The organism is Acinetobacter seifertii (assembly GCF_000368065.1).
Lineage (GTDB): Bacteria > Pseudomonadota > Gammaproteobacteria > Pseudomonadales > Moraxellaceae > Acinetobacter > Acinetobacter seifertii.
In genome coordinates this window covers 46,538-70,998 of the sequence record NZ_KB851200.1, presented here as the reverse complement: position 1 = coordinate 70,998, position 24,461 = coordinate 46,538, and the positions used below count along the sequence as shown (strand labels likewise).

Annotated in this window: 24 protein-coding genes and 1 tRNA gene; 9 read left to right on the top strand and 16 right to left on the bottom strand. The window is 36.9% G+C overall.

Features of this window, described 5'->3' with window-relative positions:
* Positions 1-14: 14 nt before the first annotated feature.
* The 8 genes from F985_RS07650 to F985_RS07620 all read right to left on the bottom strand — a co-directional run bounded on the left by F985_RS07650 (position 15) and on the right by F985_RS07620 (position 9,434).
* Positions 15-1,490 carry an efflux RND transporter periplasmic adaptor subunit gene (locus tag F985_RS07650; protein ID WP_001041870.1) on the bottom strand — a complete coding sequence of 492 codons (1,476 nt, stop codon included), beginning with the start codon at positions 1,488-1,490 and terminating at the stop codon, positions 15-17.
* Between the two features lie 10 nt (positions 1,491-1,500).
* A complete protein-coding gene (locus tag F985_RS07645; protein WP_000039774.1) occupies positions 1,501-2,700 on the bottom strand; it encodes a TolC family protein in 1,200 nt (399 codons plus the stop codon).
* A gap of 48 nt (positions 2,701-2,748) precedes the next feature.
* Positions 2,749-3,204, bottom strand: coding sequence for a hypothetical protein (locus tag F985_RS07640; protein WP_002086797.1), 456 nt, complete (start codon positions 3,202-3,204; stop codon positions 2,749-2,751).
* Between the two features lie 156 nt (positions 3,205-3,360).
* Positions 3,361-4,257, bottom strand: a complete 897-nt coding sequence (locus F985_RS07635; RefSeq protein WP_000589670.1) for a recombination directionality factor — start codon at positions 4,255-4,257, stop codon at positions 3,361-3,363.
* Between the two features lie 212 nt (positions 4,258-4,469).
* Complete coding sequence (locus tag F985_RS07630; protein WP_001090272.1) at positions 4,470-5,513, bottom strand: YqaJ viral recombinase family nuclease; 1,044 nt, start codon at positions 5,511-5,513, stop codon at positions 4,470-4,472.
* Positions 5,514-5,681: 168 nt separating this feature from the next.
* On the bottom strand, positions 5,682-6,725 hold the full coding sequence (locus tag F985_RS07625; protein WP_000951122.1) for a DUF932 domain-containing protein: 1,044 nt from the start codon (positions 6,723-6,725) through the stop codon (positions 5,682-5,684).
* 58 nt (positions 6,726-6,783) lie between these two features.
* On the bottom strand, positions 6,784-7,071 hold the full coding sequence (locus tag F985_RS0104205) for a hypothetical protein (RefSeq protein WP_000058781.1): 288 nt from the start codon (positions 7,069-7,071) through the stop codon (positions 6,784-6,786).
* Between the two features lie 215 nt (positions 7,072-7,286).
* Entirely contained in the window at positions 7,287-9,434 is a 2,148-nt protein-coding gene (locus tag F985_RS07620; RefSeq protein WP_001009680.1) for a glycine zipper family protein, read from the bottom strand.
* A 604-nt stretch (positions 9,435-10,038) separates the two neighbouring features.
* Here F985_RS07620 and F985_RS07615 point away from each other — a divergent pair.
* The 4 genes from F985_RS07615 to F985_RS07605 are packed head-to-tail and all read left to right on the top strand — an operon-like array spanning position 10,039 to position 11,319.
* Positions 10,039-10,293, top strand: coding sequence for a hypothetical protein (locus tag F985_RS07615; RefSeq protein WP_000701730.1), 255 nt, complete (start codon positions 10,039-10,041; stop codon positions 10,291-10,293).
* 2 nt (positions 10,294-10,295) lie between these two features.
* The gene (locus F985_RS25855) at positions 10,296-10,436 is read left to right on the top strand and encodes a hypothetical protein (protein ID WP_001259410.1); all 141 of its coding nucleotides are present in this window, start codon (positions 10,296-10,298) and stop codon (positions 10,434-10,436) included.
* Complete coding sequence (locus tag F985_RS07610) at positions 10,426-10,653, top strand: hypothetical protein (protein ID WP_001087629.1); 228 nt, start codon at positions 10,426-10,428, stop codon at positions 10,651-10,653. The genes F985_RS25855 and F985_RS07610 overlap by 11 nt, the downstream gene beginning before the upstream one ends.
* A 12-nt stretch (positions 10,654-10,665) precedes the next feature.
* Positions 10,666-11,319 carry a hypothetical protein gene (locus F985_RS07605; protein ID WP_000838342.1) on the top strand — a complete coding sequence of 218 codons (654 nt, stop codon included), beginning with the start codon at positions 10,666-10,668 and terminating at the stop codon, positions 11,317-11,319.
* 57 nt (positions 11,320-11,376) lie between these two features.
* Here F985_RS07605 and F985_RS07600 read toward each other — a convergent pair whose 3' ends face one another.
* On the bottom strand, positions 11,377-12,105 hold the full coding sequence (locus F985_RS07600; protein ID WP_002041114.1) for a YagK/YfjJ domain-containing protein: 729 nt from the start codon (positions 12,103-12,105) through the stop codon (positions 11,377-11,379).
* A 596-nt stretch (positions 12,106-12,701) separates the two neighbouring features.
* Positions 12,702-14,429 (bottom strand): hypothetical protein, encoded by a 1,728-nt coding sequence (locus tag F985_RS07595; protein WP_000344079.1) that lies wholly within the window; start codon positions 14,427-14,429, stop codon positions 12,702-12,704.
* Positions 14,430-14,613: 184 nt separating this feature from the next.
* On the opposite strand from F985_RS07595, the gene F985_RS07590 reads away from it, so the two are divergent.
* On the top strand, positions 14,614-15,351 hold the full coding sequence (locus F985_RS07590; protein WP_000101621.1) for a hypothetical protein: 738 nt from the start codon (positions 14,614-14,616) through the stop codon (positions 15,349-15,351).
* A 31-nt stretch (positions 15,352-15,382) separates the two neighbouring features.
* Here the strand turns inward: F985_RS07590 and F985_RS07585 are convergent, their stop codons facing one another.
* Entirely contained in the window at positions 15,383-16,303 is a 921-nt protein-coding gene (locus F985_RS07585; protein WP_000022452.1) for a hypothetical protein, read from the bottom strand.
* 177 nt (positions 16,304-16,480) lie between these two features.
* Between F985_RS07585 and F985_RS07580 the strand changes: the two genes are divergently transcribed.
* Positions 16,481-16,747: a helix-turn-helix transcriptional regulator gene (locus tag F985_RS07580; RefSeq protein WP_000572501.1), complete on the top strand. Its 267-nt coding sequence runs from the start codon at positions 16,481-16,483 to the stop codon at positions 16,745-16,747.
* A gap of 55 nt (positions 16,748-16,802) precedes the next feature.
* On the opposite strand, the gene F985_RS07575 is transcribed toward F985_RS07580, so the two are convergent.
* Positions 16,803-18,017 (bottom strand): tyrosine-type recombinase/integrase, encoded by a 1,215-nt coding sequence (locus tag F985_RS07575; RefSeq protein ID WP_000235462.1) that lies wholly within the window; start codon positions 18,015-18,017, stop codon positions 16,803-16,805.
* 168 nt (positions 18,018-18,185) lie between these two features.
* Positions 18,186-18,275: transfer RNA gene (locus F985_RS07570), tRNA-Ser, on the bottom strand.
* Between the two features lie 350 nt (positions 18,276-18,625).
* Between F985_RS07570 and greB the strand changes: the two genes are divergently transcribed.
* The 3 genes from greB to F985_RS07555 all read left to right on the top strand — a co-directional run bounded on the left by greB (position 18,626) and on the right by F985_RS07555 (position 21,914).
* Entirely contained in the window at positions 18,626-19,099 is a 474-nt protein-coding gene (gene greB / locus F985_RS07565) for a transcription elongation factor GreB (RefSeq protein WP_004699685.1), read from the top strand.
* 196 nt (positions 19,100-19,295) lie between these two features.
* Positions 19,296-20,270, top strand: a complete 975-nt coding sequence (locus tag F985_RS07560; RefSeq protein WP_004699683.1) for a 3-oxoacyl-[acyl-carrier-protein] synthase III C-terminal domain-containing protein — start codon at positions 19,296-19,298, stop codon at positions 20,268-20,270.
* Positions 20,271-20,801: 531 nt separating this feature from the next.
* On the top strand, positions 20,802-21,914 hold the full coding sequence (locus F985_RS07555; protein ID WP_004699682.1) for an MltF family protein: 1,113 nt from the start codon (positions 20,802-20,804) through the stop codon (positions 21,912-21,914).
* A 78-nt stretch (positions 21,915-21,992) separates the two neighbouring features.
* Here F985_RS07555 and F985_RS07550 read toward each other — a convergent pair whose 3' ends face one another.
* The 3 genes from F985_RS07550 to ttcA form a co-directional block, all read right to left on the bottom strand.
* Complete coding sequence (locus F985_RS07550; protein ID WP_001223318.1) at positions 21,993-22,694, bottom strand: IS1-like element ISPa14 family transposase; 702 nt, start codon at positions 22,692-22,694, stop codon at positions 21,993-21,995.
* Between the two features lie 107 nt (positions 22,695-22,801).
* Positions 22,802-23,188: an SCP2 sterol-binding domain-containing protein gene (locus F985_RS07545; protein ID WP_004699680.1), complete on the bottom strand. Its 387-nt coding sequence runs from the start codon at positions 23,186-23,188 to the stop codon at positions 22,802-22,804.
* Between the two features lie 208 nt (positions 23,189-23,396).
* The gene (ttcA, locus tag F985_RS07540) at positions 23,397-24,302 is read right to left on the bottom strand and encodes a tRNA 2-thiocytidine(32) synthetase TtcA (protein ID WP_004699678.1); all 906 of its coding nucleotides are present in this window, start codon (positions 24,300-24,302) and stop codon (positions 23,397-23,399) included.
* Positions 24,303-24,461: the final 159 nt, after the last annotated feature.

Here is a 24,461-nt window from a genome sequence, read left to right as displayed (position 1 = left end):
AGTCGCTACTCCCCTTAGTGGTCATGAGTAGCGCCAGATTTCCCTAGCTCTGCTTTTAAAAGATATGAATTTCCAGCGGCATAAACCTGTCCTACGCGTAATCCAGATTTAACTTCCACATACCCATTGTACTTTTCACCAAGCTCCAGAGGCCTAGCTTCAAAATCATTGCCAACACGAATGAATACAACATCCCAATCACGGAAGCTCTGTAGAGCATCTTCACGCACAACCATCGGCTTCAAACTTTGATTTTCAAAAATTTGGGCCGTGATTAACTGTCCTGAGCGCCACTTAAACTGGTTTGGTACTTCAATAAAGACCTGTGCTGTACGTGTCTTTGGATCAATGACATCACTGATATATTTAATTCGTCCTAAAGCTTCTTCTGTATCCACAGGGCTTTGAGGTTTAACTTTAACCTTATTGTTAGGATTTATAGCATTTAGCCTGTCAGCGGGAACATTAACAACTGCTAAAAGTTGAGAAGTATTTGCGATTTTAAAAATAGGTGTTGAAGAACTTACATTTGATCCAACAGCACCAAGGACTTCTAATATTGTTCCAGACATTGCAGCACGAACTTCAACAGTACCATTACTAGAACCACCATAAGAGTTGATTAAGTTATTCAACTCATTTGCACGAGTTTGTGCTGCGTCAAAGTCTCGTTTTGCTGAAATATAATCAATTTCAGGTGATACACGCTTTTGCCATAGCGCTCGTTCCTGTTCCATTTTTTGACGAGCAAACTGTAGGCTGTCCAAAGCAACTTTACGATCGGCATTCAAACGAATTACATCTTGGCTTTGAACTACAGCAAGTAAGTCTCCCTGACTCACCTTATCACCTAGATTACGGTAAGTTTTGATCAATGTCCCACTGGCTTTAGGCGTAATAAAGCTTTCAAAATTATCAGGAAACTTCAGTTCGCCTTTTAACTCCAAAGCATTTTCAAACATCTTTGATTCAACTTTTAAAAGCTCTAATCCACTGCTCTTAATACTACTGTCCAACATGGTGACACGGCCTTCCTTCGTATCCCATTTCCAAGTATGCTTTTTCCCTTGATAATCAACGTTTATCATCATTAAAAAGGAATGTGGCTCGTAAACAATTTCATTCCCAATTAAGTAATCACTCTCAGGTTGAAATTGAATATTTTGCTCGGCATCCAAACGTTTGATGTAGATATTTGCTGTTAAGTCTTCAGGTTTAAGTAGTTTATCTTTCAAATACCCATAAACACGGAGGTGTGGTTCCACTCCTTCCTCAAATATCTTGACCTCAGCAGAGAAATCTCCATCTCGATATAAACGACCACCGTGAGGCCCTTTCTCATCTCCAGCCACAGCTACTTTTTCTTCGGCGACCTCACCATGTGCGCTCGCTTGTGTTTTATTGCCCGATTTATACCAAGCAATTGCACATAAGACGATAAGTAAGGCAACGACACCAGTTGCAATCAATGTATTGGTTTGTTTATTCATATTCTTGCCCTTATTCTTGATCTAAATGAGTAATGTAGTTACGTTCGACATCTGCAATTTCAGTTTGCAAAGCCAACCACATATCGAATCGAGCAAGATGTTTGTCTAACCAAATTTGCTTAATATTATTGAATTCAAGTAAAGAGTTTTTCCCTGCTTGGTATCCCATTTCAGCAATTCGGAGACTCTCATTTGTTGCGGGCAAAACCGTTTGATCATATTGCTTAATCGCATCAATCAAGTTGGAAACCTCAATAGCCTTGTTTTCCAATTCAATTTTAGAATTACGATTCACAAGCACCGACTGTGTTTCTGCTTTCGTATGCTCTGCTTGAGCGATCGCAATATTGCCTTTATTTCGACTAAAAATATTGAGGGGTATTGATGTCGAAACCTGAAAGACTTTGTCATTGGTTTCTTGGTAGTTTCTAACCCCTACTCCCAAAGTAATATCTGGTATTGCTTCTTTACGAGCCAACTCAAACTGAGCTTTTTTCAGCTTTGAACTTAAAGTTGCTTCTTGCTCAGACAAACTTATTTTGTCTGTGAAATTAAAGCTTAGCGGAACCTCCAATGCACTACTGGGCAGGTTGGAAGTGAACTTAGAACATAGATTTTTCTGGAACTGAATCTTCTTCACTTCATTTTGATGGCGCAATTTCGACTCAGATGAAAGTGCTATGCTTAGTTGAGCATCGGAAGGAATTACTCGCCCGTACTTAAGACGTTCGGAAAGAACGTTAGCTTGTCTGGCATTCAATTTACTCTCAGAAGAATAAATTTCAGCACGCTGAGTAGCTACATACCAGTTCGCCATACAGATTCTTAAATCTGCTTTGAGTTCAGCCTGACGCTTTGCTATTTCGAACTGATTACGATCACCTTGAAAACTCGCAATCTGTTTTCTCAAGGAAAGTTTATTACTGAGGGGGATCTCTTGTGATAGCCCCAGCAAGGTTGTTGGGCCATCCAAATCTTTCAATTTTGAATTACCGAGATTATCCAACTCCATATTGAAAGTCGGATTAATTAATCTGCCAGCAAACTTTTGATTGATTTCATAAGCTTGCTCGGACTGCTGTAAGCTATTGAGTACAGCATCATTTGCGATTACCTGCTTTTGTAGTTCTGCATAATTCGTTTCTGCGAATACATTTGCTGCTGTTGCTACAAATCCACAGGTAAGAAATATCTGATATTTTTTAGACATGACTTTACCTATACAAAAAAATTAAAAACTATTTTTTGTATAGAAAGATCAATTACGTAGGACGATTAAATCTTTAGAGAAAGTATAAGAATTACTAAATACTAGAGGGGATCGCCGCTTTAAAAAGACTCGATAAACGGGCTTTTCAAAAAGCTGGAAAAAGAATAAAACTAGTGGAAGTGCGAAACTAAGAATAAAGATTGGATCTATGCTGAAATCACTATCAGAAGAAATTGGCTTTACTGAATGATGATAGATCGGCTCATCAAAATTCTTCCACGTATGTGCTTCTGCATCATGATCAGCAGAACTTTTTAGAGAATCATCTGAGTGCTGTAAAGACCAATGACTAGAAGCATCATCCTCTACAATGATACTCAACTCATGCTGATGTTCAATATTTTCAAGTAGAACAGGCGCCCACGCATGAACTCCCGTAATTGTTATGGTAAACAAAAACAGGACAAATGCGAGTATAAGCTTAGAAAACCTACTTGAACGCATAGTCATGAACATACTTCTGATTTGCTACCAAAATACTAAAAAGCGTTATTAAAGTAAATCCATCTCTCAAAAATTCTAGGAGTGAGTATTTTCTTATCTACAGTCCAAAATCTGCAAAAAAAAGAGTACAAGTACTCTTTTCTAACTAGGTCCATTTCAATTGAGAGCCTGCACAGAATGCTGCAACCCTTTCTGAATGTCTTGAACATGAGTTAAATCACTAAGCTGCTGACCCTGCTCTGGTTTTGGTTCATTGATATAAAACTCCTCAACAATATCCAGTCCCTCCTCACCTCCTACCTCAAATCTGGCATTACCATAACCTAGCCTTGCCACATGATCTAAAGCCTCCTGATAAAACCCTGCTGTCTTGCTTTGTCCATCGATCTGTTTGGCTGAAGTAATGGCTTCTTGTAGATTGATTCCATCACGTAAGGTTAAGTCCACGTAATAAATTGGGGTACGGTAACTTTGCGTTGTGCTTTTTCCTCGTAAGGTCAGTTGCAATGGCAAACATGAAAGTAAATCACCTGAAGCCGCATGGTAATAACGAAGCCGTGCAGCTAAGGTACGAATGCTATTGAAACCTGTAGTCCTAAAAATGAATGTACCCAACTCATCCGACTCATCTAGATTGACGTAAAGCCGCCCATAAGGCTTGCAGTGTCCACCTTGGGCCAAGGGGCATAAATCAGGTGATGGACATGGATGCTGTTCAACCCCGTTTTGTCCAAGTCGCTGACAGGTTTCACCATTACCAGTACAGATGGGCCGACCAGTTTGTCGGTCGAATAGAGTGTACTCAGCTCGCAAGTTGAGTTCAGGATCATTAAAAATCATCCGGACAGGAATGGTTCTGAGTTTCTGGTTTTGTGCCTTGGCTCTTAGCTGCTCATCCAGTGGGTGTTTCACCCAGCCATCCTTATTCTGAATTTGGCTAGTAATCGTAAATTGATCATCTTTTTCAGGCAGACGTTTACCATTCTTTTCGACCACTTTACCGATACTAATTCTGCCGAGTATTGGCGGTGTAATCGCTAAACCTTTGATCATGTTGTTTGTCCTATAAGTAAAATTTTACTGATTACCCCTTGCTATGTAAGTAAACAGAAATATGAAAAGCTACGACTTCGCAAAAACCGCCATTGTTGGTCTACCGCTCCTTCGGGAGTCGGTAGATCGGGGGTGGTTTTTTTGCGCTTTTGGGAAGAATGGATATTTCATGCATATATAGTTAGCGATATAGATGCATGGTTTTGATCGGGTCAGTCATCATTGCTATAGATTTGAAAACGTCGTGTCCCCACCTTGTTTTGTGGAAACTCATTGATTAGTTCAGGATGCATTTTCAATACAGCCTTATTATCTAAAGCAATGGAGTCTTTAGATCGTTTCCACGTCACTGAACCATTGGCAAAAGTTGCTCGTTCAGCATCTTTCATTAACATCTGAATTTGATGCTTAGTTTCATCAAAGCTGTTTTGGTGTTTTTCAATATGATGCTTTTCTTGAATCAGTTGAGCAAACAACTGATTGGCTTGTTCATTTTGACTGAGATCTTCGACACTGAGTGGAATATGTTGAGGATAGAGTTGCTGAATGGCTTTAGCTGCCGATTCACTGGCATCGACTGAAGGTGGCGTGTCATTTTCCACACACTCCCAAAAGTATCGCTCTGCATTCACAATATGTTGAATGACTGATTCACTGCGTGCCACTTTATAGATACGAGTTTCATGACCACAGATCAGCACACAAATATGCGCTGCCTTTTTGCCTGTTACAGCGAGTTGATGTTGCACCTGACACAATACGTATAAAGGCACACCATCTCGCCATAACTTTGCTCCATATTCCCCTGCGGTTTTGCATTCTAAAATCTGTACTTCCTCACTACCTACCACCGAGTAATCTAAGTTAGCCAGCATAAAATGCTTATCCTCATCAGGATGTTGTAGTACGGCATTGATACGACGAACTTTGTTGTTGGTATGCATGCTGTAGTATTCAGCGACCAAAGGTTCAAGTTGTTTACCCCAATATAAAGGGGCATGACCTGTGCTTTCATCTTCAATGGATTGTTTAACTCGACCTGTCTTGATCATCCACAGTTCTAGCATCGACATATAGGGATTAAGTCCACAGGCTGCGGCACAGTCACTACTGCCAATACCTTGGCGTCTGACTTCAAGCCATTCTGCTTGAGTCATATTCTTTGTATTGACCAAGCGTTTGGCTGTGAATAATTTTGGGGCAATAAATGGGGTACTTGCCTGTTGCATAGATGGATTTAAAATTGCGGTATTCATATTGAAGTCCTGATTATTTTGCTATGTAAAATGATGGGGATCACAAAAAATGGGCATAAAAAAACCACAGCCGAAGCTATGGTTTTAATAATTTTTAAAATTCGAAATTCCATTTAAAAATGCTTAGTTAGGTCTAACTTTCCATGATTGAAAAATGTATATTCCGCACTATGCAAGCATGTTAAGTGCCTGTTCCAATCCTCGTTGTTTGATCGATGCGCCAGCACCAAACCAAGCTGAATCAAGCCGGTGATCGGTACTCATGGCACGACGTTCGTGGTCTATAAATTCTGTGATTGAACACAGTAATCCATAGGCTGTTCCTTTGGCTGAACTTAGCTCCGCACCTCGTCCTTGACCATTAAACATTTCCATAGCTCGACTCATCGATTTGGCATTTGGTTCAGCTTTGTCCTTGCCATTGGCTTGGGCTTGTAAGGCTACATCACGGTAGAACTGGATGATGTTGTCCTCCTGATCCACCACGTTGTTCATTGTGCTGTTATTGAACACGGCATCAAAGTAAGCGGATGCTTCCATCTGACTCACTTTACGTTGTGTCAGTTGCTTCATTTCATACATGTGTTCATCCCATGCACGTACTGAAATACCGAGTTGCTGTTTGACCTTATCAGCATCAAATTTAGTACTGTGTGGAACTTTGACCACACCTGCACTGCTGTTCTGTCCTTTTAAGGCAATCGCTAAAGTATTGTTGCACACTACTCGGATCGAGGTAAATTGTGCGGTGGTGGCAAGGGTTCCGTCACATGCTGTTGCCAAGAGCATATAGCCATTACTGACATCTTTGCCCTTCAACATGGATGTTTGCCCTGTACGTGCTAGTGCCCAGAATTTCTTGCCACCTTTGAGTACACCTGCGGTTTCAAGTTCAAAACCTGATTGCTCGGTGAGGTCACGATAGAATTCTAAAATCTCTCTCGGTTGCACTTCCTGAAAGCGTTGACTGACGACTGACAGTGGAGCATGGGTATCAGAGCGATATAAAACTCGTTGTTCTTCATAAGGCATGATGATGCTTTGCCCACGGTCATTCTGCGCCATATAACTGACATTAGAAGATTCAATCCGCCAATCCATACCTGCCTGCTGTGCCCAGACTTCAATCGGTTGGTTTTGTGTCAGTTGATTCCCTAGTCCGTGCCAAGGGGTTTCTCCGACATACGCCATTTGTTCAAGTTGATGTGCCATAGTTTTATTCCTTTTAATTTGAAAATGAAATTTGAATTTGTGTGGTTACTAACGATCTTTAATGCAAAAGGTGCGCTGGAAACTTTTGGTAGCAGTTGTGGCAGAAGCATAAATTCTGCTGTGGTGGTGTGCTTTGTTCGGTAAATGAATTCAACACACTGCCGAGTACCGTTCCTGCTATTCCACCGACAATCGGTGGCAGATTGAAAGACTTTGCGACCGTGGTTCCCAATGCACCCAATGTGGTCGGTGTGACCAAATTGGTTAAGGTCGTATTTGATTGTTGTGTACTTGCTTCAACCAATATCACATTCGTTGAATGGCAAAAGGGACAGCTCAAGCTCATAGCTCGACTCCTTAAATTTTGTGCATAAAAAAAGCCTGCTCGATGGCAGACTTTGTTTTCATATTTTCATGAAGAACTCAAAAGAGTTTCATGATTCTCATTAGGATATTATGTGTCTGAAATTATTTGGAATAACTTTTAATTTACTAATTCAATTAGTAAATAATCTCTCCAATTTTTTATTTCAAATACAACTATCAATATTATTCCAACACTCAAGCAGGTTTAAGCTGATGAGTACGATTAGGCTGTGCTGAATCAGGTTTGGCAAGTTCCCTATAAATCTCTAATTGACGATTAATTTCATTAATTTTTGGCTGTAGATCAACTGATATAAAATTACTTGACTCATCAATAGCCACCCAACCAGCTTGAACCTTTTCCATTTCATTACCTTTTTGCAACTTATGTAATATCCATTGGTTCAGATGATAGGCACGCATATAAGCTTCATGTTGATAGATCAATAAAGTACTAAAAGTAATAATACGATCAGCATTATTCAACATATGAGTTTCAAAACTTTGTAGCTGTTTGAATAGCACATTTGTTCGATGAACCAATAAATTTTCATTGAACCACGCTGCGAATTCAATGAGTAATTTCACTACGATATCTCTCTGATTACACAAGGCTTCTCGATTCATACTATTTGCACCTGTAGAACCAGCAACCCCTCCCATATATGCACCAATACCACTCGCAACAATGACTCCAACACCACCTGTAGCAAGACCTGCTAATGCGCCGAGTAGCATTGACCCTGTCATTGCACCTCCAGCAATTGCAGCAGTTTCTTTGCCAACATTTTTTAAGTATTGCTCGCCATCCACTTTACCTGAATTAAAATCACCATAATTACGATATGCCGCTAAACCAATCGTTAATAGTGGGATTGGTAGCATATCTCCTACATCCGCAAAATCTGAAACTTGCTCTAGTCCTACACCAGTAGTTTCCTGAACAGCTTCATAGCTTAAAGTGGTATCCACTAACACCATCGGATGATTACCTAGCTGCTCTGCAAGTTCACTGTTCACAATCACTGGAATATCTGGATACTTATCAAAATGACTTAATACATAATCAGCATCCATTGAGCACTTAACTTGCATCGGTGTGCCATCAACAATCAAATCATAACCAGCTTGGTTTGCGCTATCGGGAAATTCAACTGTATGTCCTTGTTGTTGTAAATTCAGTGCAACCTGTTGTTCAGCAACATAACCAGTTAAACGAGTCACTGCTCCTGCACTATCTAGTGTATTCGCTGAAATGTCTTGTAAAGTATTTAAGTTTTCAGGATTTCCTTTTGATGCAAAGCTCAATGCATCTAATACAGATGGATCAATATGTGCATAATCCCAAATTAATCCTAAAGAATATGCGGATGCCGTTAAGCCCACACCCACCTTTAGCCCTTGATCAGATAATATTTTTTCTAGCTCTTTTTGTGCTTTTTGATTTTGGTTAAGACACTCAACAATTTTTTTATTTTTCAAAAGTTTTGGTGCACTCGCAATAATTCCTTCACTATATGGAATCTGCGAATCACGCCCTCCAAAAAATGTACCAACTCCCTTACTAAAACTATTTAGCCCACGTCCCATGTCAGCTAAGAAATTCGTATCTTCAGGACGAGTTGCAATAACGTCTTCTGGTAAAAGGGCTGTTATAGCACGATTGAGTAGATTCCCTTGTAATGCTCTATCTTTCGCATCGTCTATAGAGCAAAGTAAATATACAGCATATTGCAAATCACCAAACTCTCCTTTTTCCTGATTATAGATAACATTCTTCCGCATTATTAAACATTCAAGATAATCAAAATATAATGTTTCTTGATAAGAACAATGCTCAAAATAGTACTCAAACTTTTCTATAGCGCTAGTATAGATTTGACTACGTTTGTACACTATCGCCTGTGCTTTAATGACAGCATTGCTAGGCTCACGCTCAAATAAAATTTTTAAGATCTCTCGACTAATCTGTAAATGTTCACTTTTTTCAATCTTCGATAAATACCGACTGACTAATTCAGAAATATTCATCGACGCTTGATGCTTGAGTTTGAATAAAATACATTGCTCTAACCAAGCATAATTTTTTGCATGCCCCTGATAGTGAGGGATAAATACTGTTTCAATCAATTCAACCAATTCTAAAGCAACGCCAATTTCCTCAGATGAATTGATAGAAAATTCCCATTTTTGTGGAATAGTCACACTAAATAAGCGAGAGAAAAACCCCGAATTAAGATCAGCTTTTTCTTGAGTAACTAACATCAACATATCTTCTGGAGTAAGTGTATGTTTTTGAGTTTTAATTCTATCTAGTCGTACTTTAAGTAATTTAAAATTCATATATCCCCCTAATTTTTTGAATTTTCAGATAATTTACTATTTTAGACACCAGAATTATATTACTTAAAATTGAAAAAGTACTAGTGTATTAAAAATAATAAAATTATTGATTTATTTATATATTTTCATAACCTCGATTGACTAAACTCACCCTTAATTTTATCATTCGACTGCTGACCTACATCGTCAGTCGGTTTTGACAGACCGTTTACAAAAGGCGCACAACAACGCTGTGATGGTTTTGTGCGTTCTCTTAAGTCACGCCTTTACGGTGAGACTGGGAGGGGCACGCTTGCGTGCGCTGATTTCCTTTTGTATCAGTCTGTCAACCCGCCCAGTCTTGCCACCATTATTTGACAGTAATTTGGTAAGACTCTCTTTCATACAAAAGGAGTAGTCACCATGACTCAGCACTTTCTATCTATATTATTTTCCCTAAAACGATTTTCTATTCCTCTGTTGCAATAGCAACTTTCAAAATTTTTTGCTTATTTGACTGATCTAAACGCTATCTAGCCTTGGAAAGCTTTTTCAGATCTACACTTTAGTCAATTCAGCAAAATATATTACACATCAAATAACACAATAAAAATTAGGGGAAATGATGAAAATTCAAACTTCACTCATTGTTGTCTCAGTTGCACTTCTAGCATCAGGCTGTGCCAGCAAAACCGAACGCCAGTTTATCAGTGGTTGTAAAACAGGCGGCATTAATGACAGCACTTGTTCATGCATCTACGACAAACTTGAAAAGAAATATGGTGAGGGTGGACTGAAAGAAAATATCTACACCTTACAACAAACTGAATCCTTCCAGATGGATATGGTCAATGTGTCCTATCAGTGTATGAAGGAGTAGCCATGAGAACACTTGCAGGCATTATCTGCGTCATCGCTGTGATTTGTGTACTGGGTCTACCCTTCATTAGCTTCATGATCGTGATGGGAATTTTTATTGCATTGGCAAAATTTGCAACTGGGGGGGAAGTAAATGAATTCTAATCTTAAAGCTGGACTGATCAGCACTTATCTGGTCATTGGATTCTTTTTTGCCATCTATCAACATTTCTGGGGGCAGTATAACTATAAGCCATTTACCTACAATTTAGGGCAAGGCTTAGTGTGGCCTGCGGTGATGTTTCCTGTAATCGGTAAAATTGTTGGTGGAATTTTGATTCTACTATTCGTCTGGTTTGTTGTTATTCGTCCTAAATTATAAGGGAGTGCAATCATGAAATCATTATTTTCCACCATTGCCTTGTGTTCCCTGTTAATGGCATGTAGCCAGAACAATCAACCACCAAAAACTGATACTTCAGGTGAGCCTACCAATAATGCTGCTCAGCATACTCAATCAATCTATGCTCCTTATACCGAGGAAGCAGTTAAAGCTAAACTCAATGAAATGCAGATGATTATTGACAATGGTCATGTCTATTTACCTGCTGAAGTCAAGGAAGCGGAGTCTTATATCAGTGGATGGAATAAGTATCCTGATGTGCTGAAAGCCATGATGGAAACTGACCTTAATCCAAACAACACTCAGGAAGCTGCTGACATTCCGCTTGAGAATGAATCTGCACAAGTTAGCGATCTAAATGTTAAGGCTCGCATTAGTGCTAGAGAATCTCAATCTGCTTTTAATGTACAAGGGGCAATTGAATATATTCTTGAAATTCAATCGACCAGCAATCAGCCTTTTGTTCTACAAGGCATGAAAATTAATCGTGGTCGTTGTGGTTATTACACCGCTGACTTTCATAGCAAGATGCCTGTGCAAATGAGCTATAGCTCTACAGTATCGTACTTATTGAAATGCCGTGGTGATCAGGTGCTTGAAGCTGAATTAATCACCGATCAAGGAAATGTAAGTTTGTCTTTTTGATGTCAAACTGTACAAGATAGAGAATACATCTGATAGTCGTGTTCTCTATTTTTAATATCATAATGACTCATTTTGTTCAATATCTCTGCGCCATTTTACTTCAAACTGACCTGTACCAAAAGTCCGCATCTGTGGAGAGGTTTTAGCCCGTAAGCGCTGATCTTCTTTTTCAGGATTGACCAAGTACATCGCTGCACGAATCGCATTTGTAACTTGTATTGGTTGATCACGATGAATCATTCCAACCCCAAGCAATCCATTTTTATCAAATTTTTCCTTGTTGTCTTTGGTATTACAGTTGTAGTGAGTACCCTGTTGATTGGTGATGTGCTTCCAATACTCAGCCACCAGTTTTGCTAAACCTGAATCCTCTATACGACTATTCCCATCATAGATGAGTAATAAATGGCAGTGATAGCCTTTTTCTACACCCTGCTCTAATGCCCATACATAACCTTGTAAGTGCTTAAAACAGGTATCTTTATTTGACATACGATTACATAGAATATCCAATGCATACTTAAAGTCTTGAATACCCCAATGGATTTGATATTCTTTAAGAATAGAGATATCTACTCGAACAAACTGTAATCTAGCATAGTGTGTAAGCAGTTTATTTAGGTAGCATTCCAGTTTAAAGCGATTACGTTGTTCTTGACGCTGAAAATCGAATTGTTCTCGTATTGTATTTTTCATCTCATGTTGAATTATGCCTTGAATATGGAAGATGTGGTTTAGTTCAAATCGTAAAATATCTTCATAAAGATGGGAGTCCAATTTATCCATAATGTAATCTACGAGATTAATCACTCTTTTGAAAACATTAATGATTCTGGAATAAGTAAAATCTTCTCTGTAAATCACCTTAAAAGCACACACAGCATCCAACAGCTCTCGCTTGAATTCTTCATGATCATCAACAAATTGCTCATGGCATGTACTAACCATAAAATCTTCGATTGAGATAAGAATGGATGATTCACTTTCTAATGGATTATTCTGGTACATTTAGGTTCTCACTGAAACATAAGGTTCATATCTAAGTGAGAGATGTAAAATTTTACTGATCATGATTCTAAAGCAGGATGTTGTGGTCATCCTGCTTAGCTGAACATGCTTAGAGACTTTGGAACATACTATAGGGTTAATTTAGAATGCTTTTAGTGATTTGATATTGATACATTGTCTATAACCCATTTGAGTATGGGCTATACTTAACTAAATAACTCACTGTATTTAATCAACGATATAAGTTATTGTTTATATTATTAATAGATAATAATATATATTACCTGTTAAGCAAACCTGTCTAGACTGACCATTACACCACTGCGCCATACAGCGAGAATAACCAAATTATGGGAATATTACAGAAGCTAAACTTACGCTACTTTTTTATTCAGCAATTCAGTTCCTCCTGTATAAAACTGATCCAGCAATCCATATTTTTTCATGTCATCAACACTAGGTTCAATGAATTTCAGCAAATAGTCTTCGTTCGAATATTCCTCCTCTTTCCCACGAATTGGATGAGGGATATCGATCAGAAAAAACTCATCTTTAGTGAGTGTTGAATCGGGCACATAGATACAACTATACATTTTCTGCGACTCGACTTTTGGTATAATTTGAAAAAACTTGCCTGCTACATGACTGAGTCTTCGCGTACTTTTTAAAAATGGTAAAATCTGATTTTTGGCAATCAAATTCAAACAAAATAATAAGAATTCTAGGATGAACCGTTGCTCCTGTTTCTCTAGCTTCTGAATCTGTATTTGGATGTCCGCATCTGGATCGCTGTTTCTGATTAAGTCAGGATTTGTAATCAATTCCAAACGGTATTTTTCTTGAAAGACAAAAGGATAAATATCTTTTTCAATTGTAGTCCGATTTAAAATATCTACACCATATAACAGTGAACCTTGTAAGATATGCTGACGTAAACCCCGCTGATCAAGCAGTCTGCAACACCATGATTCAAAATAGCATTGCATCATTGTCAAATTTGAATCCAAATCATTCAACTTGATATGTTGCTTCTTTTTATTGATTAATGCTTGTTTGAACACTTTTGCAAATACTGTCAAATCTCCTTGTTCCTGATGGCATTGTTGTAATTGCAAATAATGAATTAGACATTCTTTAATGAAACTAGAAATCGTCTCCTGAACTTGTGATGAAGACTGGATACGCTCAATCATTGTTCCAGAAATAATGTTGATTTTATCTGAATCAAGCCCCTTAAGAACCAATGTCGTAAGGTGATTGAGATCGCGTGAGTTGTCAGAATCCAACGGCTGCACCTGCTCAGAAATTACCGTAAAAATATCAGCAATCATTTTTATTTCAAAATGATGTCTTTCACTCGCTTCCAATATATAAAACCGACCATACCGAGCATGATTACCCCAAAAGGTATGAGATAAATTCAACACGTAGGTTGGCGTTATATTTTTTATAAATTTGTTATTGATCGTCCCATGCACATGTACCCGAAGCAGACCTATCTTTTTCAAAAAGTAGATCGAATCAAATATTGCTTGCTTATTTAACCCTGTTTTAGCAACCAGTTGTGTTGTACCTATATTACGTATCACCCCATAAGCATCACATGAGCGAGTCAAGTTTGATAATGTCAACAATACCCTAAAATCCAGTTTTTGTTCGGGTAGTAAATCAAACTTTTTAGTGGTCACTCTGACTTGAGATAATTTGATTAAAATAAGCATTAAAAGGTCAAACTGCTTAATCGCTCTCTTAAGGCGGACATACCTATGATGGGATGTTTCATGTTGATTAACTTTACTCAATAGCAGATTTAAATAATCTAAATTCAGCTGTATTGTTCTAACTCTTGCCCGCCGACCTGTTTCTGGATATGAAAACTCCAATATCTCAAAGCCTGATAACTCCTCCAATACCAGTTTTAATTTTTTATGTTGCACACCTATCTTTTCAGACAATTCCAACAATGAATCGTTGGTTTTTTGTGTACCAAAGAGACTAATAAATTTAATCAGCACCAGTCTAGCGTAGGAACTTAATCTATGTGGTGATAACTCATTAAAATTAAAAATGAGCTGCTTATGCTCTTCTGTCATTTCATCCATACATTTTTATTCATTCAACATTGCTATTAGTAAATTTTAGAATTATTTTTAGATAGGCACAAATATTTACTATAAAATAAATTTAAAACAAATAAACATTTACTAAACGTATTTAGAAATGTTTATTCCACCTTAATTAAAATCTATAATCATATTAGAATTTCAAACATCATAGAACATCAAAATGGCAAGAAAACAACTGACATTGCAACAATGGCTTGATAAAGATCAGACATTAAAATCCTTGTTTTTAGAGCACGAATGTAACAAAGAGCAGGCACTACTGCAGATAGTTCAGCTTCCTGATGGACGATTGCAAATTCAGCCCATCGAAACCATGATCCACCCATTACTCGTAGCAGAAATAACGAATCAATGGGTACTTTTACTCAATGAAAAATATTTTTCCGATCTAAAAAATAGATTCAGAAATTTCAAATATTCCAAGAAAAATCATGCGAATGTGAGAAAGCAATTTTATCTAACCTCACATACAGCCAAAAAAATGGAGGCATTGACTGAAAAGCTCAAACTTAAAACTGAGGCAGAGTGTCTAGAATTCCTGATGAATACGTATGAGGCAAAGCAAACGCTCCCTCCACCCTATAAGCAAAAATTAAATGAAAAAGACATGATTATTGAGGAATTGAACCAACGCATCAAAGCCCTTGATAAAATGCTTTATATTAAACAGCTTCAGGTACGCAAACAGGATGAAGTCATCCAGAAGTATCTCATTAATGAATTAATCAACAGTAAAATTACCATTAATGAATTAACCAATAGCCCCCTTCAGGACGCCAGTGAAATTCAGAAATTAAAACTCCAGTTTTTAAAGGAAATACAGAAAAATATTCAGCTAGAGCAAATCAGGCACCTATCCGTTGATCAAATTGCTTCTGATACTTTTGGTAATGAATAAGCTGATGATTGTTTTTTATGAGTACTTCTTATCACTTTTGAATAAGAATATCCTGTAACAGTTCAGTACAATCCCTTAAGTGGTGAAGAATACTTTCATCATTATAAATGGTGTTATAGGGTATTTTTTTCCCCAGCAGCAAAGCAGGGTCAGTTGACTTCTGAGCAATGATTAATTCGTTTATTTCTAACTGAAGTTTGTCGATCCTGTTCTGATATTTACGATTCTGATAAACCTTTCCATGATAATTTTCATTCTGTTTATTATGGGAATTAATGAGTCGTCCCTTTTCCAATTCTTCAATCAATGCCAGCTTAGAATCTATTTCATTCTGAATCCAGACCAGATTATTTTTTTGATATTCAAGTCTAAGTATTGGCAAAATTGATTTTACCGCCTGTGATAAATTCTCCCACCGACCATTTTTATGAGCTTCATCCCTTAAAACCCGATACAGAATTTGATGCCGTGGGTATACATTCTTATCATTACGAACTTTGACTGCCCGAATACCTCTCATTCGTTTCAAAATCTTTAAATTGCGTTGGGTGCAAATATTTTCATCCAGAGCCTGATAAGCCTGTAAAATGACACTATAACGTTTTTTTTGAATTGTATTTGAAAGCGTATCAAACTCGTCTTTTAATGCATTTAGCTGTTCCAATAGTACTACTATCTGCATAGGTGAAATGACAGTATTCTCACCTAAAATCAGTTGATGAAATTCATTTATTTCTTTCAGAATTAAATCATTGAGGTGTAGTCGCTCGTTCAGCACCTTTCGCTGTATATCGCTTAACTCAGCAACGATGATTCTTTTTTCTGGCTCATCAGCTGTTTTTATATTTCCACATGCCTCATTTTGTAAAAAACTGGATTCATAATAAGTAAACAGACAATCAATGAACTCCTGTTCCAATTCATTTAAGTCTTCAAATTTTATAATAGACATATTTTTATATTCCAATATGTTAACAATGTATAATAGTAATGTTTTTTTATAATTATGCACTGTTCTTTTATCACTGTATACCACTGTCTATCATGAGCCATATGAAAGTATGCAATGTTCAATATCAATACTTTCATACTGTTAATATTTATGTGTATAAAATCCTAGAGGTGGAAAATGATAGAACAGCATTATCGTGTCAAAGACTTAGTCAACTACCCTGAACGCCCTGCCAAGGACTATGTAGATCGTGGTGGTCGCAGACGAAAGCTATCTTATAAGCCTGCAACCAAAGGGATATTGAATATTGCAGAATCCACCTTCTGGAAAATGATTCGTCGGGGTGATTTTCCTGAACCTACCTATTTAACAGCAAGTATGCCCACATGGGCTGAAAGCCAGATTATTGAATGGCTTGAACTCAAAGAGCTTAAAGCAGCATAAATTAAATAGCCTGTCGTTTGACAGGCTATTTTTTTATCATTGGATTTTCATCTTTTTACTGTTGCTGATCCAGCAATGATTCTAGGTAATTCGCCCACTCCTGCATCATCTCCCGACGATTGTTTAAAAATTTGGTTCGATTGTAGGCTGTACCATTATTATCTTTTACTTTATGTGCCAATTGATGCTCAATAAAGTCTACACGTTGTTCTAATATTTCATCCAACATGGTTCGTGCGGTTGCACGTAATCCATGTGCCGTTTGCTTCCCAGCATAGCCCAAGCGTTTTAACGCTGAGTTAATCGTATTATCAGAAATAAAAGTTTTACCATCCCGACCCACGAAAATGTATTCACTGTATGGGTGCAGATCAATAATTGAATCAATTAAGTCAAAGGCCTGATCTGACAATGGTACAATATGAAGCTGCTTGGTTTTACTAGCTGTAAATTTAAAGCATCTTTCTTCACAATAGAAATACTCCTTTTTCAGCTTGCGTATCTCCCCAGGTCGCTGAAAGGTCAACACGGAGATTTTTAACGCCACTTGTGTGATATGTGAACAACGTGGATAAAGTTTGGAGTAGTTCCAAATTTTATTGAGCATTGGAGCTAGTTCCTGCTCCTCTGTCACGGCTGCAAAGTTCCCACCCTGTGGTTTGGGCAGTTCAATATCCTCAATAGGATTGTATTGAATCAGCTTCTTTTTACGTGCTGACTTAAATATCTGGTTCAAGTCCGATTTTAGGCGTTTGGCAACTGACAATGCACCACGTTCAATAATGCGCTTAAAGACCTTAATCTCAAGAATTTCCAAGGTAAGCTGTGGAAAGGTTAAATCACCAATATAGGGATAGACATCGTGCTTTAAACGACGGATCGTCTCTTCATCCTGTTTTTGCTCTAGCTCACGTTTATATAGCCATGCTTCAGCAACAATACGAAAGGTATTTTCTGCTTCTTTCTGTTTCTGGGACTTGGTTTCAATCCGCTCCATTGCTGGATCGATGCCCTGCTTAATGAGCTTCTTATATTCATCACGAATAGTGCGAGCATCATCCAGTGAAACTTCAGGATAAGTACCTAAAGATAAATCATTACGTTTGGCTAAAAATGGACGTGTGTAATTGAATATCCAGTACTTGCTACCACTCTGATCAATACGCAGGTACAGGTTTCCCCCATCAGACAGCTTATACATCTTGTCAGGATCAGGTTTAGCTTTTTTAACTTGTAAAGCACTAAGCTTATTGATTCCACGAGTCGCCATAATTCAGACATAAAAAAATGCAGTAAGAAATAATCTTACTGCATTTTTTACTACTTTATAACTACCGATTGGCGTAGTGCGTCACGGCTTGTCATATCGTATATTTCCAACTTTAACCTTATAAATCATAAACTTATATAGTGTTAAACAGTGTCAGAAACTTGAATTTGGCGGAAGCGGTGAGATTCGAACTCACGGAGGACTCACACCCTCGTCGGTTTTCAAGACCGGTGCATTAAACCGCTCTGCCACGCTTCCAACGAGCGCTATAATATAAATAAAAAGCCAACTTGGCAAATCTTTTTATTTAAGTTTTTATCTGAACGCTCAAAATAAAAACAAAAAACCTTTAATTTTGAGTTTTTATCTACCTCTTACTACTTTTATGCCTAAACTTATTTTTATTTGGGAAGTATTAATTGTCTTTAACTATCCTTCATGCTTCACATAACTATATGATACTGGTCTATCTTTTTGATAACATAGTCACAAAGATAAAAAAGCTTTACGCTTTACTCAGGGTATTCTCCCCTTTTCAATTACAGATAAGTTTTAATTCCTGATGTGGTTTCTAACGAAACTATCTATATGAAGAAAGTTTGAGCTATATGACGAACCGCAAATTATTAACGGCTGAAGGCTATCAACGATTACAAGATGAGCTAAATGATCTTGTAAGAAAAGAACGCCCAGAAATTACCAAAATTGTGTCTTGGGCAGCTAGTCTTGGCGATCGCTCAGAAAATGCAGATTATCACTACAACAAAAGAAAGCTACGTGAAATTGATCGTAGGATCAGATACCTCACCAAACTTTTTGAAGTTGCCCAAAAAGTAGAATATCGGCCGGAACAAGATGGTAAAGCTTATTTTGGAGCTTGGGTTGAGTTAGAAAATGATGAAGGCGAAACTACTAAATTCCGTATTGTCGGCGATGAAGAAATTTATGGTCGCAAAGACTATATTTCTTTGCAGTCACCTATGGCAAAAGCTTGTTTAGGTAAAGCCGTAGATGATGAAATACAAGTTCAAACACCTAAAGGTAAAATGATTTGGTACATAACAAAAATAAGTTATCAGTAATTAATTCAGAGTATTCATTTTATTTTTTATTACAACCCAAATTATAATATTAAAAATATATTAATATCCAAATTTATACATATTATTTTATATAAAATTAGAAATCATTAAATTTAAAAAAGTATATAAAATGCCATCGATAATTGATCAAAATTAAAACACAATTATATTTTTATATAAAAAGAGATTATTAATCATGAAAGGTATAAAAATTTCTGCAATATCTACTTATCATCCAAGAACAATTAGAAATAATGAATATTTTTTAAATAAATTTGAAGATAAAGACAGTTTAAATAGAATTTTTAAAAAAGTAGGAAGAAATAAAAGACATGTCATTATTAATGATGAAGAAAATGCGCTCACAATGGCAGTTAATGCATCAAAACAATTATTAAAAGATTATAACATTTCACATGATAGCATTGATATTATTATATTTTCTTCTACAACATTAGAATATCTATCTCCAACTAATGCTTTACTGATTCATTCAGAATTAAATATTAAAACTGATTGTATATGCTTTGATATAAATGCTAATTGTTTAGGAATGTTCGTTGCTCTTGAACAAGCATCCGTTTTGCTCGCATCAAAAGAAAGTTATAAACGCGCACTGGTGATTGGGTCTGATCATCTAACAATGCTTGGAGATGAAAAACAGGTGATTCCTTCAACAATTGTCGGAGATGCAGCAGCAGCAATAATACTAGAAAAAAATACCGATGATTCGGGCATTATTGACAGGATGTACCAAACAGATAGTAGTTTTTGTAAAACTATTGTTTTTCCTCCTCATGGCCTAACGAATTATCACAGTAAGGAACAAAAAATTCATTGGGCACCATTTACTGGTTTGGAAAGTGTGGAATTCGCGGCAGATGCACTAGATAAATTATTGAAGAAAAATAATTTAAACATTGAAGATATATCTTGTTTTTTACTATCCCAATTTACGAAATCAAATATTGATATTCTTCAAGATAAAATCAATATTCCCTCTGAAAAAATTGAATATATTGGAGATCAATATGGATATACAGGAGTAAGTAGTTTTTTTATTGCCTACAAAAAACGGTTAGAAAAATCACTTATAAATAAAGGTGATATTATTGTTTTTTGGTCTTTAGGAGCAGGTTATCAGACCGGTGTAATGCTATGGAAGATTTAATAAGATATAACTGATAAAGATATTACTTTAGCTAAAAGATACTTTTTCTAATGGTATCTTTTAGCTTTAATTTAAATGTAAACAAATTAAATAGAACTAAAAATCACTAAATTATTTTATTTTTTCAGTTATTTAAGCTATAGCAGTTACCTAGTATATAAATCAAATTTCACGTTGTAATAACATGATGGCTACAAAACGTAGCATTTCATACCCGATTTTCTCACACCATAAGTGTATAAATTTTCTTCCTTAATAAATTCATGGTGTTATGTTGATATATCCGATATTTAATTGTTCAAAATTTGACAAACTTTTTTTTGAATATTATGATGCGCGCATCTTAAATGTTGAGTATTTTTTAACCCAACCTAAAACTATGTAGATTTTCTACACAGTCTGTTTTTTCATTTCATGTCATTTTGAATGACGTCATGAGTGCCCACCCCTTATTGAATTTATCAACTTTTAGAAGTTATGGCAGCTTTTTGTCTGGCTTTTAGGGCATAAATTATCTGTAGCGGAGACAACATGCACAGTAATTCAAGTTCTGGGTCGAGGCTTTGCCTTAACTCTTTATTTTCTTCTCTCCCATTGAAAGTTCTTGCACTCAGCACTATGTTTTTTCCATTTCATAGTATTAATGCAGGAAAAACCCTACAGTACAATACTGTAGTTAACACAAACACATTAACGGTAGTTGCTGTAGAAAGCCCGACTACTGTTTTTAAAGAAGATCAATTTTTGCATGGCTTTGGTTATGACCTAGCTCGTAACTATGCGCAAAGCTTAAATGTAAAACTAGACTTCAAAATCGTGGCAGATAATGCCACTGCACTCAAATGGGTCCAGCAAGGTAAAGCAAATCTTGCAATGACGACCGCAGGCTTAAGCTCAATCGAGAGCAAAGGTTTAATGTCTTTTTCTGCAAGTTGTGGTGATATCGTAAATTTGCAAAAAAATGGATTAAATCCTGATTTAAGCTGGGTGTTTAAACAAGCAGATGATCCTCTTACACAAACTGCCAGTGGTTTTGTTTGTCAAAGCAAGCAAAATGGTCTGACTCAACAACTGGCTTCATTTTATAACCGTAACGTTGTAAAACCTGAGTCTTGGTCTACGATTCAACGTGATTTAAGTACACGTCTGCCCATTTACAAAGCTAGCTTCAAACAAAGCGCAGCAAAGTATGATTTAGATTGGCATTTGCTTGCAGCAATGAGCTATCAAGAGTCATATCTCAAGCCAGAGTCTGTTTCACCAACAGGCGTACGTGGATTAATGATGTTAACCAACAGTACAGCTCGGGCAATGGGTGTAAGTAACCGTAGTGATCCAGCGCAAAGCATTCAAGGCGGTGCGAAATATTATGATCTCATGTTAAGTGAGTATGATGATATTCCTTTCCCAGATCGTAACTGGTATGCCCTTGTGGCTTACAATATGGGTCCGGGTGCAGTCAACCAGATCCAGAAACGCTTACAGACTCAAGGAAAAGATCCAAACCAGTGGGTTAACCTCTATGAGTATTTACAGCGTAATCAAATGCGAAATGGTCGATACAAACAAGCGGTACAGTATGTGACCCGTATTCGTGCTTATCTTGAGCACATTAAAACGGCACAACCTCGAATCAATATCTAATTTTTATTATTTAAAAGTTGATAAATTCAGTGTTTGTACAAATAAAAAGCTGGTGGTGTTTCAAAAAGTATGCTGACATTAAATGAAGCCATTATTGATGTAAAAAAAGGTTAAGTCGAAAGCTTTAAAATGGTTTTCAATCTTTTTTGAAAAATTACAACTCCTTCTAAAACCACGCCTAATTCGATGCCTTATTTTGCAATTATTACCTTCAATACCTACAGTAAAAAATTTACCAATACTTTGCTTGCAGTTTTTAAAAGCAGTTATGAAACTGTCCCAATGATCACTTGCAATTCGGGTGTAGTGAATACCTAATTGTTTAAGCTTTGTTTTCAATCGTTGAACTGTAGCTAAGTCTCTTTTACCCCAAACATAAGCAACAATCTCACCTGTTTCTCGATGGTAGGCGTAAATAAGCCATTGTTTATTATTTTTATTTCCCACAAAAGTCCAAAACTCATCAACTTCAAGAGACTCATAATGACTTTGTTTAGGCTGAATTTGGTAGGTCGATTCGGTTAAAGTACGTAAAACTTTACCGATACTGATTCGCTCAACTTCAGCGATATCTCGTATACCACTACCTCTGACCATCAACTGTAATATTTTTCGAGTAATGCCTGAATTACATCCTAGATAGCTCAGAGCATGGTCACCAATAAACTGACGTTTACAGTCTTTGCACTGATAGTTTTGTTTCCCATCTACTTTGATGCCATTTTTCTTTATACTGTCACTGAGGCAGGTTGGACATTTGATTTCTAGAGTTATTCGCATTTCTCTATTTTATCAAAATTCAACCTGCTTTGTTTCAGCATACTTTTTGAAACACCACCAAAAAGCTTACCTCTTGGGGTAAGCTTTTTATATGAATTCTTTTTAACTTAAGCTGTTGTTTGTTCTAATACTTTCTTGAACAAATCTTTTTGTTCTTGGCTTGGTTTAGCTGTTTGCAAAGCCATTAACTGAGACATATCGCCTTGAACTTTAATTTTACCAGTCATAAATGCTTGCATAGCTGCAGCCATATCAAACTCTAAAAATACTTTACGTAAAGTTTCAGCATCCATATTTAAAGTTGTTTTGGCATTTGAAGACAAACCTTTTTGGATTTTACCCCCATCCAAAGCTAATTCGGTATTTCCAGAAGCATCTGTAACTACTAAATTAATTGCCAAATTCGCAAGAGCTGGTGGCAAATTAAGATCACCTGCTTCAGCAGTTAATTTTTCGACAGTCGCAAACCAATCATCAGTTAAAAATGCAGGCATGATTCTTCCTCAAATTTATTTGTTCAATTTCTCTAGTTAGTTGTCTATCCAGACAACATCATATGAAGCACTTCTGCTTGTGCGTTGTTATAGCATGTAATTTTAAGGTTGGGCTATGACTTTTTGTACGGAACATTCATTTTTTAGTGTTTTGATACATTAAAGACACTTGTTTATAAAGTGCCTTTAATTGACTTGTTCAAATATTTTATTCAGCAGCGAAACTTAAATTCACTACATCTAAACGATTTTTAAGTTCTTCAGGGTCTTTAAAGTCGATCTCACGCTGAGAATCTAGCGCTTCAAAATCAAACAACTCACGGTCAGCTAACTGAGACGGAGAAACGTTTTGTAAAGCACCAAAAATACTGTGTAAGCGTTTCGGATATTGCTTATCCCACTCACGTAGCATTTCATTAAGCATGGCACGTTGTAAGTTCTCTTGTGAACCACAAAGGTTACACGGAATAATTGGGAACTTACGTAATTCGGCATATTTGATAATGTCTTTTTCTTCAACATAGGCCAAAGGACGAATCAAAATATTTTTCTTATCTGATGATAAAAGCTTAGGTGGCATTGCCTTTAAGCTGCCACCATGGAATAAGTTCAAGAAGAAAGTTGCAATGATGTCATCACGGTGATGGCCTAGCGCAACTTTGGTGGCACCAATTTCTTGAGCGAAGCCGTATAGCGAACCACGGCGCAAACGTGAACACACTGCGCAGTATGTTTTACCTTCAGGTGTTAAACGCTTGGTAATGGTATAAGTGTCTTTTTCCAAAATGTAATATGGAATGTTATTTTCTTCCATATAACGTGGTAAGACATCTTCCGGAAAACCCGGCTGCTTTTGGTCAAGGTTAACCGCAACAATGTCAAAATTGATCGGTGCAACACGTTTGAACTGCAACAAAATGTCGAGCAAGGTATAACTGTCTTTACCACCAGACACACACACCATGACCTTGTCACCATCTTCAATCATATTGAAGTCACGAATGGCATGCCCAACTTGACGGCGAAGCTTCTTAAGCAAACGATAATAAACCGAGCTTGTTGGAAGTTCAGGCTTAAAATTAAATCCTTCGTTGGACTCAACTGGCGCGTACATAGACGAGATATACCCATAAATAAAAATACCGCGCAATTTTATATGATTCGGACGGGAATCGCATCAAAAGAATAGTTTCAATTCTTGAAGTCGTCATAATGCTCAGGCATGATGCAAAAGTCGTGCTCCATTTTGACCGATGAGTTCATTTTTTGCGCA

Excerpts from the sequence above, each read along its gene's own strand:
- F985_RS07590 (WP_000101621.1), top strand. The coding sequence starts at position 14,614 with ATGGCAAGAAAACAACTGACATTGCAACAATGGCTTGATAAAGATCAG.
- F985_RS07605 (WP_000838342.1), top strand. The coding sequence starts at position 10,666 with ATGAAATCATTATTTTCCACCATTGCCTTGTGTTCCCTGTTAATGGCA.
- F985_RS07645 (WP_000039774.1), bottom strand. The coding sequence starts at position 2,700 with ATGTCTAAAAAATATCAGATATTTCTTACCTGTGGATTTGTAGCAACA.
- F985_RS07640 (WP_002086797.1), bottom strand. The coding sequence starts at position 3,204 with ATGCGTTCAAGTAGGTTTTCTAAGCTTATACTCGCATTTGTCCTGTTT.
- F985_RS0104205 (WP_000058781.1), bottom strand. The coding sequence starts at position 7,071 with ATGAGCTTGAGCTGTCCCTTTTGCCATTCAACGAATGTGATATTGGTT.
- ttcA (WP_004699678.1), bottom strand. The coding sequence starts at position 24,302 with ATGTACGCGCCAGTTGAGTCCAACGAAGGATTTAATTTTAAGCCTGAA.
- F985_RS07555 (WP_004699682.1), top strand. The coding sequence starts at position 20,802 with ATGCACAGTAATTCAAGTTCTGGGTCGAGGCTTTGCCTTAACTCTTTA.
- F985_RS07625 (WP_000951122.1), bottom strand. The coding sequence starts at position 6,725 with ATGGCACATCAACTTGAACAAATGGCGTATGTCGGAGAAACCCCTTGG.
- F985_RS07635 (WP_000589670.1), bottom strand. The coding sequence starts at position 4,257 with ATGATCAAAGGTTTAGCGATTACACCGCCAATACTCGGCAGAATTAGT.
- F985_RS07595 (WP_000344079.1), bottom strand. The coding sequence starts at position 14,429 with ATGGATGAAATGACAGAAGAGCATAAGCAGCTCATTTTTAATTTTAAT.
- F985_RS07550 (WP_001223318.1), bottom strand. The coding sequence starts at position 22,694 with ATGCGAATAACTCTAGAAATCAAATGTCCAACCTGCCTCAGTGACAGT.
- F985_RS07585 (WP_000022452.1), bottom strand. The coding sequence starts at position 16,303 with ATGTCTATTATAAAATTTGAAGACTTAAATGAATTGGAACAGGAGTTC.
- F985_RS07620 (WP_001009680.1), bottom strand. The coding sequence starts at position 9,434 with ATGAATTTTAAATTACTTAAAGTACGACTAGATAGAATTAAAACTCAA.
- F985_RS07615 (WP_000701730.1), top strand. The coding sequence starts at position 10,039 with ATGAAAATTCAAACTTCACTCATTGTTGTCTCAGTTGCACTTCTAGCA.
- F985_RS25855 (WP_001259410.1), top strand. The coding sequence starts at position 10,296 with ATGAGAACACTTGCAGGCATTATCTGCGTCATCGCTGTGATTTGTGTA.
- F985_RS07600 (WP_002041114.1), bottom strand. The coding sequence starts at position 12,105 with ATGGATAAATTGGACTCCCATCTTTATGAAGATATTTTACGATTTGAA.
- F985_RS07580 (WP_000572501.1), top strand. The coding sequence starts at position 16,481 with ATGATAGAACAGCATTATCGTGTCAAAGACTTAGTCAACTACCCTGAA.
- greB (WP_004699685.1), top strand. The coding sequence starts at position 18,626 with ATGACGAACCGCAAATTATTAACGGCTGAAGGCTATCAACGATTACAA.
- F985_RS07545 (WP_004699680.1), bottom strand. The coding sequence starts at position 23,188 with ATGCCTGCATTTTTAACTGATGATTGGTTTGCGACTGTCGAAAAATTA.
- F985_RS07610 (WP_001087629.1), top strand. The coding sequence starts at position 10,426 with ATGAATTCTAATCTTAAAGCTGGACTGATCAGCACTTATCTGGTCATT.
- F985_RS07560 (WP_004699683.1), top strand. The coding sequence starts at position 19,296 with ATGAAAGGTATAAAAATTTCTGCAATATCTACTTATCATCCAAGAACA.
- F985_RS07575 (WP_000235462.1), bottom strand. The coding sequence starts at position 18,017 with ATGGCGACTCGTGGAATCAATAAGCTTAGTGCTTTACAAGTTAAAAAA.
- F985_RS07630 (WP_001090272.1), bottom strand. The coding sequence starts at position 5,513 with ATGAATACCGCAATTTTAAATCCATCTATGCAACAGGCAAGTACCCCA.
- F985_RS07650 (WP_001041870.1), bottom strand. The coding sequence starts at position 1,490 with ATGAATAAACAAACCAATACATTGATTGCAACTGGTGTCGTTGCCTTA.